The 15,696-nt window shown below is 46.0% G+C and carries 19 protein-coding genes and 1 pseudogene; 8 read left to right on the forward strand and 12 right to left on the reverse strand.

Translation table 11 applies throughout. The features are described 5' to 3' along the window. A partial coding sequence (locus tag EHV15_RS07340) for a transposase (RefSeq protein ID WP_148101071.1) occupies nt 1-287 on the reverse strand: 287 nt, incomplete at its 3' end. Between the two features lie 277 nt (nt 288-564). Here EHV15_RS07340 and EHV15_RS38235 point away from each other — a divergent pair. Together EHV15_RS38235 and EHV15_RS07345 are read left to right on the forward strand one after the other, a co-directional pair. Continuing rightward, a pseudogene (locus tag EHV15_RS38235) lies at nt 565-722 on the forward strand (IS4 family transposase); the annotation flags it as partial. Nucleotides 723-1,053: 331 nt separating this feature from the next. Further along, complete coding sequence (locus EHV15_RS07345) at nt 1,054-1,452, forward strand: hypothetical protein (protein WP_128630660.1); 399 nt, start codon at nt 1,054-1,056, stop codon at nt 1,450-1,452. Between the two features lie 69 nt (nt 1,453-1,521). Here the strand turns inward: EHV15_RS07345 and EHV15_RS07350 are convergent, their stop codons facing one another. Then, nucleotides 1,522-2,475 carry a helix-turn-helix transcriptional regulator gene (locus EHV15_RS07350; protein ID WP_128630661.1) on the reverse strand — a complete coding sequence of 318 codons (954 nt, stop codon included), beginning with the start codon at nt 2,473-2,475 and terminating at the stop codon, nt 1,522-1,524. 108 nt (nt 2,476-2,583) lie between these two features. Here EHV15_RS07350 and EHV15_RS07355 point away from each other — a divergent pair, with 108 nt between their 5' ends. Further along, entirely contained in the window at nt 2,584-3,294 is a 711-nt protein-coding gene (locus EHV15_RS07355) for an alpha/beta fold hydrolase (RefSeq protein ID WP_128630662.1), read from the forward strand. 50 nt (nt 3,295-3,344) lie between these two features. Here the strand turns inward: EHV15_RS07355 and EHV15_RS07360 are convergent, their stop codons facing one another. Together EHV15_RS07360 and EHV15_RS07365 are read right to left on the reverse strand one after the other, a co-directional pair. Continuing rightward, nucleotides 3,345-3,923: a TMEM175 family protein gene (locus EHV15_RS07360; protein ID WP_128635239.1), complete on the reverse strand. Its 579-nt coding sequence runs from the start codon at nt 3,921-3,923 to the stop codon at nt 3,345-3,347. Nucleotides 3,924-4,095: 172 nt separating this feature from the next. Next, the gene (locus tag EHV15_RS07365) at nt 4,096-4,626 is read right to left on the reverse strand and encodes a C40 family peptidase (RefSeq protein ID WP_246061390.1); all 531 of its coding nucleotides are present in this window, start codon (nt 4,624-4,626) and stop codon (nt 4,096-4,098) included. 285 nt (nt 4,627-4,911) lie between these two features. Between EHV15_RS07365 and EHV15_RS07370 the strand changes: the two genes are divergently transcribed. The 3 genes from EHV15_RS07370 to EHV15_RS07380 are packed head-to-tail and all read left to right on the forward strand — an operon-like array spanning nt 4,912 to nt 6,508. Next, nucleotides 4,912-5,394, forward strand: coding sequence for a DUF2975 domain-containing protein (locus EHV15_RS07370; RefSeq protein WP_128630663.1), 483 nt, complete (start codon nt 4,912-4,914; stop codon nt 5,392-5,394). Between the two features lie 10 nt (nt 5,395-5,404). Next, nucleotides 5,405-5,635: a helix-turn-helix domain-containing protein gene (locus EHV15_RS07375; protein ID WP_128630664.1), complete on the forward strand. Its 231-nt coding sequence runs from the start codon at nt 5,405-5,407 to the stop codon at nt 5,633-5,635. A gap of 15 nt (nt 5,636-5,650) precedes the next feature. Beyond that, the gene (locus EHV15_RS07380) at nt 5,651-6,508 is read left to right on the forward strand and encodes a DUF817 domain-containing protein (RefSeq protein WP_128630665.1); all 858 of its coding nucleotides are present in this window, start codon (nt 5,651-5,653) and stop codon (nt 6,506-6,508) included. A 313-nt stretch (nt 6,509-6,821) separates the two neighbouring features. On the opposite strand, the gene EHV15_RS07385 is transcribed toward EHV15_RS07380, so the two are convergent. The 7 genes from EHV15_RS07385 to EHV15_RS07415 form a co-directional block, all read right to left on the reverse strand. Next, nucleotides 6,822-9,104 carry a preprotein translocase subunit SecA gene (locus EHV15_RS07385; RefSeq protein WP_128630666.1) on the reverse strand — a complete coding sequence of 761 codons (2,283 nt, stop codon included), beginning with the start codon at nt 9,102-9,104 and terminating at the stop codon, nt 6,822-6,824. A 20-nt stretch (nt 9,105-9,124) separates the two neighbouring features. Further along, nucleotides 9,125-9,838, reverse strand: coding sequence for an ABC transporter permease subunit (locus EHV15_RS07390; protein WP_128630667.1), 714 nt, complete (start codon nt 9,836-9,838; stop codon nt 9,125-9,127). Beyond that, nucleotides 9,835-10,680 carry an ABC transporter ATP-binding protein gene (locus EHV15_RS07395; protein WP_128630668.1) on the reverse strand — a complete coding sequence of 282 codons (846 nt, stop codon included), beginning with the start codon at nt 10,678-10,680 and terminating at the stop codon, nt 9,835-9,837. The genes EHV15_RS07390 and EHV15_RS07395 overlap by 4 nt, the downstream gene beginning before the upstream one ends. A 178-nt stretch (nt 10,681-10,858) precedes the next feature. Further along, complete coding sequence (locus tag EHV15_RS07400) at nt 10,859-11,794, reverse strand: LytTR family transcriptional regulator DNA-binding domain-containing protein (protein ID WP_128630669.1); 936 nt, start codon at nt 11,792-11,794, stop codon at nt 10,859-10,861. Between the two features lie 238 nt (nt 11,795-12,032). Continuing rightward, nucleotides 12,033-12,869 carry a DUF6544 family protein gene (locus EHV15_RS07405; RefSeq protein WP_128630670.1) on the reverse strand — a complete coding sequence of 279 codons (837 nt, stop codon included), beginning with the start codon at nt 12,867-12,869 and terminating at the stop codon, nt 12,033-12,035. A gap of 35 nt (nt 12,870-12,904) precedes the next feature. Then, the gene (locus EHV15_RS07410; RefSeq protein ID WP_128630671.1) at nt 12,905-13,366 is read right to left on the reverse strand and encodes a MarR family winged helix-turn-helix transcriptional regulator; all 462 of its coding nucleotides are present in this window, start codon (nt 13,364-13,366) and stop codon (nt 12,905-12,907) included. Between the two features lie 219 nt (nt 13,367-13,585). Next, nucleotides 13,586-13,948, reverse strand: a complete 363-nt coding sequence (locus EHV15_RS07415) for a MerR family transcriptional regulator (RefSeq protein ID WP_246061391.1) — start codon at nt 13,946-13,948, stop codon at nt 13,586-13,588. 113 nt (nt 13,949-14,061) lie between these two features. Here EHV15_RS07415 and EHV15_RS07420 point away from each other — a divergent pair, with 113 nt between their 5' ends. Beyond that, complete coding sequence (locus tag EHV15_RS07420) at nt 14,062-14,676, forward strand: nitroreductase family protein (protein WP_128630672.1); 615 nt, start codon at nt 14,062-14,064, stop codon at nt 14,674-14,676. Then, nucleotides 14,670-15,140, forward strand: a complete 471-nt coding sequence (locus EHV15_RS07425) for an isochorismatase family protein (protein WP_128630673.1) — start codon at nt 14,670-14,672, stop codon at nt 15,138-15,140. Before EHV15_RS07420 ends, EHV15_RS07425 begins: the two co-directional genes overlap by 7 nt. 67 nt (nt 15,141-15,207) lie before the next feature. Here EHV15_RS07425 and EHV15_RS07430 read toward each other — a convergent pair whose 3' ends face one another. Next, nucleotides 15,208-15,549: a helix-turn-helix domain-containing protein gene (locus tag EHV15_RS07430; protein ID WP_128630674.1), complete on the reverse strand. Its 342-nt coding sequence runs from the start codon at nt 15,547-15,549 to the stop codon at nt 15,208-15,210. Between the last annotated feature and the right edge of the window lie 147 nt (nt 15,550-15,696).

Raw genomic sequence — 15,696 nt, forward strand, 5'->3', positions numbered from 1 at the left:
ATGCCGTCCTCAAGCAAGAACAACTCCAGCGCATTGAACCACTTGAGCAGGGGCAGATGCGTTCCTTCAAAAATCGTGCCGACCAAAGCCGACGTTTGATGCTTGCACTTTCCGCACTCGAACAAGGGGATATGCCGGGAAGTCAGACGGCTGCACCGGGTATGAGCGCAGCGCGGGCAGACGAAGCCGTTCGGCCACTTCATCGCGATCACCGCCTCCATGCAGGCCTGCTCGCTGTTATAACGGCTGGTGAATGGTTGGAGTTCCGTTCCCGCATTGACCCCCATGTTTACTCGCCCCCGAATCAAGAGTTTGCGAACGTGTGTTCTGTTTATTTCATCATACCAAACACACGTTCCCTTTTCAAGTCGAACATCTCACCTGAACGGCCTCATTTTTTCCCCCATCTCTTTTTCTTCTCTCTTTTTTTGGAACTCTTGCTCTAGCCCACACCCCCTGCTCCCTTAACGAAAGGGATAATCGTGCAAAGGCTGCAGGCAGGGACACGAAGACACGAAGACACGAAGACATGAAGACACGAACCCTTTAGACAGCCACCTCACCTGGCGTCGATTTGTGAAAATGCCCGAAACGGCTACAGTGCAAAAGGTAGATGTGCTGACCTCGGCGGATCGTGACGCCCTCTTCATCGTTGACGCTTCTATGCTTCCATGTTTAAGCAGAATCGTAGCAAAGCGGTCGAGTTGCTTGCCCAATTTAGGAAAGACACTGTCCGCCTCTGATTCAGCGTCAACTCCGGCAATGGATTGCTGCTTTACCCAGCTAAATCAAGACTTGTTTGCCAATTTTTTTACTGTGAAAGTTGAGTTATAAAAAGCGGCACTCGAAAGAGGATTAATCCGCATAAGAGAGAATTTTAAAGGCTTAAAATGAACCGCGTCTCCGTTGTGTTAAGCACGATTCACAATGGAGACGCGGTTTTTCGCTTCATTACTAATTGTTAAATATATGCTTGCAAGAAGTACAATTTAGTACTAATGTAAAAAAGTAGTAGGGAAAATAAGGAAACACCGCTTTTTAGAGGGAGGCGCTATGAATATTTACAGGATTAGTAATACGGTAGGTAACGGAATTGAGCGAATATATAAAAGGAAAGAAATGTCTGACTTTAAAAATATTTTAGATACTGTAATGAAAAATGCCCCGAAGCTTGATACATACATACCTGAAGAGAAATTAAACGGGTTGGACAATAGCGGTGTGTACAATAAAACGAATGGGGCAACTGAGTCAACTACTGATTCTAAAGTAGTAGTTAAAGCAGATGGTTCTAGGGTTTTGATGATTACCATTAATGTTAATGGAATGAACACGACAATGAGCTTAGAAATATCAAAGCCAACACAAATGCCGAATAGTGAGGGAGATCAAGAGTTGGATACAACAACGCTTAATGCAGGTAATTTACAAAGTGTAGATTCTGAATTGTAAGTGTATACGCAAAGAGTAATTACTTTGCTAATGCGCCAGACAGTATATTTTTTCTGTCTGGCGCTTTTTTTATGAAAGGCCCGTTTGATAAAGTAATCGCATGGATTCGATTTTTTGGTTCATGTAGGCAATTCCCTCCGCAGGTGCTGCGAGTTTGACCTCTCCTCCCAACTGCCAGATCAAGTCCACGTAAAAATTCAAGTCCTCCGCCGCTATTTTAACGGCTGCCATTCCACTGCCGTCTTCGTTCTGCTGGATAAATGGAGCAAACCGGGGGTTGGACTCCAGCAGCCACACTCCTTTTTTCGTCATCTCCAGTTGAAGGATCGTCTGTTCCAGATGGTCTTTATTGGGCTTATCCAATAAGGTCATGGGGCTTATATCTTCCCGGCAAGGAATCGTTTCGTTCAGCGCAGCGGAGAGGATTCGATCGGCCCTGAACTGCCTGATGTCTTCTCTATGGAAGCAGTACGCGGGACAATACCAATAGCCGGAACTGGCATAGAGGCCGATGGGCTGAATATTCCGCTCCGACACTCCGCCGCTGGATTTGTATTTTACGGTAACTACACTGCGAATCATAATGGCTTGCAGCAGGGTTTGAAGAATCTCCGCAGACATCGGGCGATAGGGACTCCAGAACATGATCCGGTTCTTGAGCCGGTCGATCTGCTCTTTAATATCGGCGGGCAAGTAATGATAAAACTTATGAAGCGCAGAATCGGCCCCCTCGCCAAAAGGCAAGGAACCGAAATAATCCATCGTCTGACACGCAAAAAACATGGCGAGCGCTTCACCTTCGGTAAAGCTGATGGGCGGCAAAAGCCTTTCTTGAAGAAGCTTGTACCCTCCTCCCCTTCCTTGAACGGAATAAATGGGAATGCCGAGTTCGCTGAGTTCCTGCAGATCCCTCGTTATCGTCCGCGTGGACAGCCCGAATTCATCGGCCAGCTCCCTGACGGTAAAGGATCGTTTGGCGTTGATCCGCATAATCAATTGGATGAGACGCTGTGACTTTTGCAATGGCTCTCCCTCATTTCCGCAAATAAGACATAAATTGTCTTGTTTAAATGATATTATCATCCCATAAGTTATCCGAACTGACAACCTTAAGAGGGGAGCATAATTAAAATGCACAAGAATCCGCAAGAAAAGACCGGCTTGGTATTCGTCTCTGGAGCAGGCTTGGACAGCCAAATTTGGAGTAGAGTTGTGGAGGGAATGGAACATCCTTGTTTACTTGTTGAGTACCCTCTAAGGAATAGTCCGGTTGAATCCAGGCGCCGGCTTTCCTTGGAAGATTATGTGACGCATATGAAAAAACAAGTGGATGAATGGGGGGTTCGCAAATTCGTGATCGTGGCGCATTCACTTGGGGGAGTTCTTGCGCTCAAGCTTGCTTCCGAACTGAGCGATCGTTTGGCGGGCTTTATCGCAGTTGGGGCGGTAATTCCCAAGAATGGCGGTTCATTTTTGTCCGTAATGCCATTTCCCCAAAAAATAATCATGTCGGCGATCCTCCGAACCATAGGTACGAAACCTCCGGAGTCCGCCATCCGGGCGGGGTTATGCAGCGATCTCTCACCGGATCAAGCCGCGAAAATCGCCCGAGGATTTACCCCCGAGGCCGTACGCGTATATACCGATCGAATCCACGTGTCCGTTCCGGATGTACCAAAACTATATGTGAAGCTAACCCAGGATAAAGAACTCGGTCTGTCCTTGCAAGATCAAATGATCTCAAACCTTTCCCCGCAATCGGTTCGCAGCCTGGAAACCGGGCATCTGCCGATGATGAAGGATCCGGACGGGCTAAGAGCGATCTTGGAAGATTTCTTATAGCCAAAAAAGCTCTTCGAGTCCGCCTGTACGCGAGAATCGAAGAGCTTTTCTTAGCGGCTTCTCAGGGCATGTTCGATTCGCTTATCCGGCAAGAACCAGATAACGGCAACGAGCACGAAAAAGAAGCCGGATATCCAAGTACTCACATACGCAGTCAAAACTGCGGCCAAGTAGAGCAAAGGAGATAACTTCACCTTCCAGTCTCTTCCCATCGCTAAGACGAAGGAGGAATCACCGGAGTGCTGGTTAATAATCGCACGCTGAAGCAGCCGGTATGAGAACGCCGCTAACAGCAGAATAATCCCGTACAACGCCGTTGGAGTAGCCGCGAAATGGCTTTCTCCCATCCAAGCTGTCGTGAACGGCACAAGAGATAACCAGAAGAGAAGCAGCAAATTGAGCCACATCAACCGCCCATTCATCGTTCTAACCATGTGCAGCAGATGATGATGATTGTTCCAGTAGATGCCGACATAGACGAAACTGAAGATATAACTAAGAAGTTTCGGGCCAAGTCCGATTAGCGCATACCAATCGTGGCCTTCAGGCACTTTGAATTCCAGCACCATGATTGTAATGATAATCGCCAGTACGCCATCGCTAAATGCTTCCATCCGGTTCGCTTTCAGAGGGTTCACCTTTTCTCGCTTTTCGCGTTCTTTTTGCCTGCTCGACATCAGTAACATTGCATAAAGTCCTTCATCTTGTCAAGCAAAACGAATTGGGCAGTAGAACGATTGTCAAAAAAGAGAAGAAGCGGACATTTGTCTGGGCATTCCCGGTGCAGGATGCTGCAGGAGCTTATCCGTTGTTAGGAAGAACGCGGCGAGCCGTCACAAACGTCCGATCCCAGGCGCTGCCCGCGAATTTGGAAATCGTAACACCGATGCCAACCCGATACGTGTGCAGCAATTGGCCGTTCCCGATGTAAATACTTACGTGATTAATGACGCCGTCCCGATTCGTATCCGAGAAGACCAAATCGCCTGGTTGCAGTTGATCTTTGGACACCGGGGTACCTACCTTCGCCTGTTGTCTCGACGAACGCGGAAGGTTGATGCCGTTTTGCTTGTACACATATTGAACAAAAGAGGAGCAATCAAACGCATCGGTTCTTCCCGATTTGGCTCCGAAGCGATAAGGAACGCCCATAAATTGTTCGCCTGTGGCGGCAATATTATCTGCAATGGATGTGTTGGACGAAGCCGCCGCAGCTTGGGCAGGCTGGCTCGTTAACGCCACGCTCCCGGAAAAGACGATTGAAAGGCAGAGTCCGACTCCCTGCATTTTTTTGCCGATCCGGCTTATCTTGAATTCGTTATGGATTTTCATAATGTCCTCCTTGATTAGTGGGATTGGGGCCCCACGAAAACCATAACATATTTATTTTAACCAACACTTACCACAGGGAGAGCAAACCCTTGGGGTGCCTATAATCGCGTCTTGTTATTAAACTTTGATTAAATATCAACTAATCGCATCCCCTTTAGAGCTATAGCCACCAAGACAATATAGCGCCAAACGATATGTATATCATATAAGTTGATAAAAATTTATTGTAAAACGATAAATTACATGTTAAATTTAAGTCGACATTAACTATGTGAGGTGCTTTTTATGAAACGCGAACAAGGTTCAACGCTGTTTTTAAAAGCTGTTGTTTTCCTGATGGGCATTGTGGTATTGGCTTCGTGCCTGGTTGGGGTGCCCGGGATCGCCAAGGAATTGATTGAATATTACCCCGCGATGGTTTACTTGCCTATTCTAATTGGTGTGTATGGAGCGGCGATCCCGTTTTTCTTTGCGCTGTATCAGACGTTGAAGCTTTTAAGTTATATCGACAAGAACATCGCTTTCTCGGAATCGTCGGTGAAGGCTTTAAAAAATATTAGAAATTGTGCAATCTCCATCAGCATCTTGTATGCGGCAATTCTGCCGATTCTTTATATCATCGCGGAGAAAGACGACGCCCCGGGGCTCGCCGCGCTCGGATTGGTCATTGTTTTTGCGTCCATCGTGATTGCCGTCTTTGCGGCTGTGCTTCAAAAGCTATTAAGAAATGCCATCGACATAAAATCGGAAAACGATTTAACGATCTGAGGTGAATAACGTGGCCGTGATCATCAATATTGACGTGATGCTGGCGAAAAGGAAAATGAGCGTCACGGAACTTTCGGAAAAGGTCGGCATCACGATGGCAAATCTTTCCGTATTGAAAAATGGGAAAGCCAAAGCGATTCGATTTTCCACGTTAGAGGCGATTTGCAAGGCTTTGGATTGTCAGCCTGGAGATATTTTGGAATATAGAAACGATGAAGAGACTAAAGAATCAAATGGATAGATGGGGGAGACACTTATGAAAAACCGCTTATGGCATGCCCTGCAGCAGTTGGTCCGCTTCGGCTGGCAGCAAGCTTTGTCCTGCGTATTTCCCGTGGTCATCTTTGCTTCGCTGGCTCTGACGCAGTTCATTCCCCTTCCCTGGCTGCACCGGTACGATTGGCTGCTGATCATCTGCTTAACCATGCAAGTATGGATGCTGCGTTCCGGACTTGAAACCCGCGACGAACTGAAGGTGATCACCGTCTTCCACCTGATCGGTTTGGCTCTGGAAATGTTCAAGGTTCACATGGGGTCCTGGTCTTACCCGGAAGAAGGCTGGACGAAGGTGAACGGGGTCCCCCTCTACAGCGGATTCATGTATGCCAGCGTGGCCAGCTACCTGTGTCAGGCCTGGCGGCGTCTGAAGGTTGATCTGGTTCGCTTTCCGCCGCTCTGGCTGGTCATCCCGCTCGCCGCTTCCATCTATCTGAATTTCTTCACCCACCATTATTGGATCGACGTTCGCTGGTGGATGTCGGCGTTGGTGCTGATCGTATTTTGGCGAACCTGGGTGACCTATGAGGTTGGGCGCCACCGCTACCGGATGCCGCTAACTCTCTCCTTCGTGCTGATCGGCTTCTTTATTTGGATTGCGGAGAATGTCGCCACCTTCTTTAGCGCGTGGAAATACCCGGATCAATCCGACGCCTGGCATCTTGTCCATGTCGGCAAGATCAGTTCCTGGCTTCTCCTCGTCATCATCAGCTTTTTGATCGTCGCCGCATTGAAGCAAGTCAAAGAGCAGCGGCCCGCGATTGGCAAGGATAGCCGCGACTCCATTTGCAGCGGAAGCGGATTGTCTCAGAGGCCCGACGAAGCGGTAGACAATTAGATTAGGCACCATGGGGGACATCGGCTGAAATAGCGCTCTTTTTTTCCTTTATGTTGTCACCCGGGATTTTCAATAGACTATTTTTCCGTTTTCTCAAGTCTTCACTTGCCATCATGCTAATGTTATTTCCAGAATCGGCTTCTTCCGGATATCGACAGGGAGGCGTACTTCACTAGCCGATGATTTGTGTACAAAAGAGGTTTTCCCATAAATAGGTTTTTACTACCAGTGAGGCGGCCATTAGAATCGAAAAAGGTCGAGTTAGGGGTTACATTTATACCCGTACTCGACCTTTTGGTCGTATTCGTTCCGCTTAAAATTTTGACCACCCGAATACCGGTCTCAAAATCTTACGCATCCAATAAGCGATTATCGTCCCTGGGCTCCATGAACTGGGATTCTGCAAGTACTCCTTGTATTGATCGTTGATGATATAAGTCCGAGTGGAAGTAGGGTTCTTCAGCCCGAACTTTTCCCATATCGCCGGATCATTTGAACCTCCGAGCTTTGCGAGCATATTCGCCGTCTCTCTATTTATTTTAGCCGGAATTTGCTCGTAGGCTTGGATGATTTGCGTATGAAATTCGTCGATCGGATTGCGGTTAACAAGGCTCGTCAAATGGATGCCTTCGCGAATGTAAGAAACGTATGCCAGATGGTCAGCCCAGAACTTGTCGATATAATAAAGCCGTACCCGCCGCTCCGAAGGACTCATCGGCGTCTCGCCCTTCAAAATGCCGAGCCGCTCCTCGTATAACATGCGCCTCTGTTCCTCCACCATATCCGAATAACAGTTCAGCTCCTGTTGGATATCGAAGTTTTGGCCCATAATAACGCGCTGAATATGCTCGATTTTTCTGCGGAGCACCGGCTCTTCGAGGGCCTCATCCTGCCTAGGAGCGCGAATCGCTTTATCGATGCCGAACTGAAGCAACAACTCGTCCTCCAAGCTTACGAAAAATACGGAAGCTCCCGGGTCACCTTGGCGGCCGGACCGCCCGCGCAGCTGGTTGTCGATCCGCACGCTTTGGTGCATATGCGTACCAATCACGTACAACCCGCCCAGCTTGGCGACAACTTCCGCTTGCGTAGGGTTTCCGCCGCCGAGCCGAATGTCGACGCCGCGTCCCGCCATATTCGTAGACACCGTTACGGCGCCGATTTCTCCCGCTTTGGCGATGAGCTCGGCTTCTTTTGCGTCGTTTTTCGCATTCAGAACCTGGCAAGGTATGCCGCGTGCCGCTAGCGCCTCCGCCAGCATGTCAGACTCCTCGACGCTTGACGTACCAATGAGAATTGGGCGTCCCGCCCTATGGACGGACAAGATTTCTTGTACAAGCGCCTTAAATTTGGCTTCTTTATGGGTATAAATCCGGTGCGGATGGTCGATCCGTATGTTTGGCCGGTTCGGCGGGATTTGCACGACCTGCAGTGCATAAATAGCTTCGAATTCCATTGCGGAAGCTTGCGCGGTCGCCGTCATTCCGCAAATCTTCGGATATAGGCTAAGGAAGTGTTGAAGGGTGATCGTACCGAGAATTTTCCCTCCGGCCTTCAGTTGCAGCCCTTCTTTGGCCGCAAGCGCGGCTTGCAGCCCCTCCGGCAAATGCCTGTTCTCCGCCACCCGGCCGGTATATTCGTCAATCAGCTCGATTTGACCGTCCCGGACGATGTAATCGACGTCTTTTTTCAATAACAATTCCGCATGCAGCGCGCAATTTAACGACATTAACAAATGACTATTATCGTTATCGTACAAATTGCCGCATCCCAGTAGCTCTTCCGCTTTCGCAGCGCCCACTTCATTCAAATAAACATTCCGCTGGAACTCGTCGAAGTCGTAATGCACATCTTGCTTAAGCTGCCTGGCCACTTCTGCAAAACGAATGCCGTCGCTCTTGGAAGAGCCCGGCTCGCCGGCAATGACCAGCGGTACCCGCGCTTCGTCGAGAAGCAGCGAATCCGCTTCGTCGACGATGACGTAATGGAAAGTACGATGTACGGTATCGGCTTCGTCCAATGCGATCGTGTCGCGCAAATAATCGAATCCCGCCTCTTTGGCCGTAACATAGGTGATATCCGCGGCGTACGCTTCCCGTTTCGCGGACAAGCTCATGCCCGCTTGAACCGATTTTACCGTTAACCCAAGGAAACGATAGATCGGGCCCATCCACTCCGCATCCCGATTTGCCAAATAATCGTTAAAAGTCAGCACATGCACGCCTTCGCCGGTCAGCGCATTTAGATAAGCAGGCATAACCGCAGAGAGCGTTTTTCCTTCACCGGTATGCTGCTCGATCAAAAATCTCTCATGCAGAGCGATAGCAGCCATGATCTGGACATCGTAAGGCTGTAATCCGAGCTTTCTCTTTGCTGCCTCGCAAACTAGCGCATAGGCATCGATAAGCAGCTCGTCCAAAGGCGCACCCGCTTTTGCTTCCTTTTTCAGCCGGAGAGATTCCGCCTGCAACTGCTTTTCATCCCATGCTTCCAAATTCCGCTTCCTGACGAGCTCCACTTTGTCCCGATAGCCTCTCAGCTTAAGCCGGTTATCGCGGTCTTTCCATTCCCGCATCAACTTGACGGCTAAATTCATCGGAATTTGCCCCCTTCTTCCTACTCGTCCTTTAACCGTCGTTGATACAAAACAATAGACACAATCGTCATTACAACCGTCCAGGCCAGAATAATGACAAGGGGTTTTAATAAATCTCTCATCGTAAAGCCTACATGGGGTATATCCAGCAAACGCACAAGTTGAATGTTTGGCGCATACTCCATAACTTTGAAAATTGGATAATCACCTGCCAGTAACATTCCTCCATAGGGTACCCCGGTGAATACTATCGATAAAGCAATTATAGATAGAGACGCATCAAGTAACGTCTTGGAGAATAAACCGCATATCGTACCTGCAGCGGTGTATAAAATTATTGAAAAAATAATTGCTGTCACAAACGCCCCTATACTCACTGGTTTATAGCCCATTATATACGTAGCAATAGCCAGTACAACAGCAGACATGACAAAGACTAAAGCACTTTTACCTATTAGAACATCTATGGTTGTGGCTGGAGTCATCATTAATGATCGTAAGGTGTTACGCTCCTTTTCTTCCGCAATCAAGCATGCTTGTGCAAAACTCGTTAGTAACACAAACGAAAAATTTAGAACAAAACCGATAGCTCCGGGCAGTAACGGGCCTACACCTCGGAAGAGAAATGCGAAGATAATTGGAAAAACTAGCATAATAGAGACCGCATAATTGCGTGAAAACTCTTTGTAATCCTTCACAAATATCGCCCCGGCACGTTTTAATGAGATACTCATAGTAACTCACTTCCTGTCATTTTAATAAAGATATCACCCAGACTTGGCTCTTTCGTTTCTATCCGGTCAATTAGCCCCCGTCTCATCCAATCCGCGATTTGATCGGCCGTTCCCTCATCGATCGGGAGCTCGTGGGCTTCCCCATTGATTAAGTCAACACAAACTACGTTTTCCCGATGCTGTTTTTTAAGTTCCTTAGGTGAGCCGATGGTTTGGATTTGTCCTTGATACAAAATCGCTACACGGTTACATATCAATTCCGCCTCAGCCATATCATGCGTAGTTAAAAAAATCGTTGTCCCTTTCTCATTTAAACAGCGCAAGCCCTTATAAATATGTGCTGAGTTTACTGGATCCAAAGCCGAAGTAGGTTCATCCAAAAATAATAATTCCGGCTCATGGATAATCGCGCATGCCAACATGACACGCTGACGCATCCCTTTCGATAAGCGGTTGACTTTCTTTTTGCGTTCTCCGCTTAGGTTTACAAACTGCAGTACCTTATCGATCGAAGATTTAGGAAGATCATATAACTTACGGTACAGGTCCAGATTTTCCTCAATCGATAATCTCTCATATAGACCGCTGTTATCCGTCAAAATGCCAAAGCGCATCTTCTGTGTTGAATGCTGCATCATCTCTGCCGGCTGGTTAAACACCCTGGCCTGTCCGCTTGTCGGATTTAATTGTGCCGTTAAAATCTTGATTAATGTCGTTTTTCCCGAACCACTCGGACCCAGGAAACCAAAAATTTCTCCTGTCGGAATGGAAAAGGACACGTCTGATAACGCATCCTTATTCCCAAATCTCTTTCGAATATGTTCTACTTGGATCACATCCATGAACACCACTTCCTTAGAGTTGATGCCTTAAGCATATAAAGATTGCCTGCTTCCAGCCATCAAAACCCGCCGAAATGCAGCTGTTATCGCCTGAATGGTACCATGGAATGCTTGACCTGTTCGATATTGCCCCGGAAATAGCATACGCTTACGAAGTTATGTTTGCTTCGCAAACATTTTAAATCTTAAGAAGTGCTTTTAATTCATGCAATTTTGATCGGGATAACGGAACCACGGCATCTTTACCTGTATTTAACCGCAAGCTGTAGCTATTCTTCGTCCATGTAATAATCTCTCTTACTTTTTGCAGATTAACGATGTAGGATCGATGACACCTGAAAAATCCAAAATTCAACAACCTCTGCTCGAGCTCGGTGAGCGTCAAAGCACAGACATAATTTTCTCCACCCACATGAACAAGGATCGAACCATCCATACTTTCTATGTAATCGACTTCAGGCGGATCAAATAAAATCACTTTGTCATTTCTTTTCGTATAAATCTTCTGCAAGGTGATATTGGCCCGATCTTGTTCCTGCACTTCCTGCTTATCCTCTTCCGAGTCCCGAATATCCAATGGATGAAGTCCGAATTCGTTCAATCGATAAATGGCATCACAGGAAATCATGGCATCCTCTAAGTTCGAAGTTAAAATTAAAATCTGCTTTTCTTTCGAAAGATCATCTAAAATCCGTTTAAATTGACGGCGATCTTCTTCTTCCAAGTAAAAATAGGGCTCCTCCAATACAAGGGTAGGCTGATACGCAAAAAAGGCACGCAGCAAGGTCACATACATCCTTTTCGATGAGCTTAGATCCTTGATTTTTACCTTTCGTTCTTCTTTTAAAGCAAAATAATCCATTAACAAAGCGACACGCTCATTCCGCTCCGTTACTTTGATTAAAAAAGTGATCAGCTCTTCCACTGTTAAACGCATATACTCGCTTTGCCCGGCTCGATATAAATAATATTGGGAATGATCCGTTAATTGATTCATGATAAGCTGCTTTCGCTTCAAGTCCGTGATAATGCCCATCGATTGGTTCGATGTTATATTTAATTCGATCTTCGGTAGAAACAATTTGCCATTATAATAGATTGGCTGAAATTGCATGCCGTCCTCCTAGTCGGTGCCGCTATAGAATATATATAACAATTATAAGGTTGGGGTGCCTTTTTGAAAAATATAACGGCCTGCCTTCGCCTGCACACTAGGGTGCGGTTCCCCCGTATCGCCTCTTAAGGGACTTTAAAGGCTCCCTTTCGGAACGGGCAGCTATATTCTGCATAAAGTAACTAATGAGCCACCTCGGCAGCTCATTGGTTACTTTTTTATATATACTATATATTTATTACAATAATCTGTCGATTCGAAAATCACGACCATCAAAGTACATCATGTCGCCTTCTGGAACATGCCAAATCGCCTGTAAACGAGAGGGTTGCTTACGGCCATCCTTAGTTTGGTAGTCGCTAAATAATGCCGTCCACTTCACTTGCTGTCGATCGCCATTCATCGAAGTATAAGTCCGATCATCCGTTGAAAACGAGAGTAATTCCCCGGTTTCGCTGAAAGTAAATAAACCGCTAGCTTCTATGCCATCATAAGTAATGATTGCTTTTACGTGTGTATTGTCCACCTCTTTCCAGGTAATGTAGTTTTGCAAAGCAGCATCAGGAATCAATAACGATTCGGATAAAAAGGTCACCAAGCACGCCTGATCCATATCCCCTCCCGTTTCGTTGAACAAGGTAATCCCTTTGGCCAGAACACCTTTCATGCCTCCTGCACCGTCCAGAAGAGAGTCATATCCTTGAAATGGAATTCCGTACATCCGTGTATCGATGAATGCAACTCGATCTGGTTTCTGCACAAAATTAACCTGCGAGTAATCAATTTTGATCATTTGCTTTTCCCGCGATAGCTTAAAATCCGCATCTTTAAAACTGATTTTCATGTGTGAACTCTTCGGTTTGCCCATATAACCACAGGTCTCTAAATATCTCTTTACAGGAAGGGGTAAATATTCGACTTCTTCATATGTAAGCACCCCTGTCACTTGGCTCGAACGCTCTATGCGCTCCTTGACATCTCGATTAAATTTCGCCTTCAGGGGCGAATACGGAATAATAAAATAAACGACGACGGCAACAACTATTAAAGCCAGTAAGGACAATCCGATCAACATGGGTTTTCGTACTCCTCTCCTTATTCTCATATCCTTTAGCTCCCCTTTAATCGGTAATTCTCCTCTATTCGTCCCAGATTGTCCGCTAACTGTTGAATGCCGTAAAATAAACCGTTCGTTAACTTCTCGTCAAAATGATGAAATAAATCTTGTATAAACTCATTTTCAAGATCTTCTCGTTCCTTAAAATAAGCGTCACACTTGGATGTCAACTGAAACCGAACCACTCTCGCATCCTTTTCATCTCTCTTAAGGGTGACAAACCCCTGCTTCTCAAGAATAATGGCAAGTTTCTTTATGTTTTGTCTGGAACAACCGAAGATGCCCGCAACTTCACCTAGTGTGGGAGATGGGTTTCCATTCTTTAAAATGATGGCGATAAGGAGCCATTGCTTTAAGGTGATGTTTTTATCTAATTTATCCCCTACAATTTGCATCCGATTCGCTAGTGTCAGCATAGTAGCAAAAATGAATGCTTGCTTCTCCTCTTGATTCATAGCTCTAAACCTCCTTGCAAATAAGCAACTGGTTACGCTTCTTATTTTACTTAATCAGTTACCTATTTTTCAGTGATGTATGTTACGGTTCTCCTCCTTTATCACCTGCTCAATCCCCAACAGAATCAGCTTCAAGCCGAACATTCTCTGCTCTTGCTCGCACTTCGTAAAACCGGAAGCGGCTCACTTAATTCATTTACATTAGCCAGCAATCTGTCCTTAACACATGGTTTGGAAATTCGCTTTCCCTTCCAAGATAGCCTTCAGGAATTTTTTCGACTTTCTCAGCTGCTTCTGAATACCTTCAATTTCTTTGATCTTCTGCTCCACCATTTTCTTCTTTTCCTCGTAGGATAAATGGAGTTCTTGATTAACCAGTAAACTTAACTCTTCTATAGAAAACTCCACGGATAAAAGTGTCTTCACATCATTTAGATATTCAACAATCTCTTTAGTGTAAATACGATAATTATTCGCATCTCTTTGAACAAATACGTCCGGAATGAGGTTTTTGCGTTCGTAGAATCTCAAGGTGGATATCGGCAGACCCGTTAATTTTGAAACGTCATTTATTTTCATCATGGGACCTCTCATCCTCTATTGCTATAAACCTAAGTTTATAGTTCATAATGCGAATAGGATAACGAATGACGTACGCCATGTCAAAAAATAAGGTTATCCAAAGGAGAGATTCTATGTTCAACCATATCCAAACTAACGATTTCGCCAGTATCGTCAAGGGACGACGTTCCGTTCGTAATTATGATGAGAACTTTAAAATATCGAAAGAAGAGATGAACGAAATGATTTCGGAAGCCAGCTTGGCTCCGTCCTCTGCCAATATGCAGCCTTGGCGCGTAGTCGTGGTCGACACTCCGGAGGGAAAAGAAAAGCTAAGACCTCTTGTGCGGTTCAATACGTTACAAAACGACACTTCATCGGCCATGTTGTTAATTTTCGGTGATACCCAATGCTATTTAAATGCTGAAGAAATCTACAATACGGCAGTGGAACAAGGAAAGATGCCGGCTGAAGTACGGGACAACCAACTTAAAACCATTCTATCGATGTACCCGGCTCTCCCTCAAGAAACGAAAGTTGAAGTTGCAAAAATCGATAGCAACCTTTTTGCCATGCAATTCATGCTGGTAGCTCGTGCGCATGGGTATGATACGAACCCAATGGCAGGCTTTGAAGTCGATCGGGTAGCCAAAGCGTTTGATTTGGATGAAGAACGCTACGAAGCGAAAGTACCGTCAGAAGCGCAAACGCTGCCAGCACCGACACTTCTGACACTTTCGAAATGGTGATTGCCAATTCAGCCAAGCTGGCCAATCAATTTCGCAATAAAGGGGCTTTTGTGACACTCGTGCATGTATCCAGTAAAGACTTCAAAGATATGCCTAGTCCTAAACTCGATACCGCACCTCCTAAACTGAACCTGGAAGAGGGCTGGGATGAATTTGTTCCTGAGCTCGGCGTGACCGAAACCGACCATATCGTCTCCAAAAAGCAATGGGGAGCTTTCCACGGAACAGACCTTGATCTGCAGCTGCGCCGCCGGAATATGAATACGATCGTATTATGCGGTATAGCCTCAGGGATCGGTGTAGACACAACCGCCAGAGAAGCTTTTCAACACGGCTATCATATCATTTTCGCGATCGACGCCATGACCGGATTTACTAAGTCCGAGCATGAGCATGTACGGGATGTTATTTTCCCGAGGATTGGGCGGATTCGCACAACGGAAGAGATTTTAAAAGGGGTTTAGTTAATGCGAAAGGAGCTTGCCGCAGGCAGCTCCTTTCGCTATTAAGACCGTATATTTTCGATTCTTCTCAATTCAACGGATCGTCCAGCATAACGTCAATGACTTTCAATACCCTCTTTTGCTCATTTTCACTTTTGCCTCGGAGCCTGTCTACAATTTCTGCAAGTGTAGACTCACTCTTCTCCCCACTTACAGGCTGGACATAATTAAAGAACTCCACCATCGAAAGGTTGAGCGCCTTCGTAATTTTAGCCAGTACCACGACGGAACATACTTTTTCGGCACGCTCCAGTTTACCAATGTAAGTTTCATGTATCTCAGCTTTATTTGCAAGTTCCTCCTGGCTTAGTCCACGTAGCTTTCGGAAGTGCCGAATGCCTTCTCCCACCATCTTCATCAAATCACTCACAGCAATCACCCTATGCAAACCATAGACCAGCCATTTGATCACTCCAAGATACTATAGAATTTATTTTACATAAATACATCCCAAAGGGATTATTGTTGATATAATTAGATTGTCCTCCTTTTTTTAAATTAAACTCAAAGTCCACGA

This window comes from Paenibacillus oralis, assembly GCF_003863965.1.
Classification (GTDB): Bacteria; Bacillota; Bacilli; order Paenibacillales; family Paenibacillaceae; genus Fontibacillus; species Fontibacillus oralis.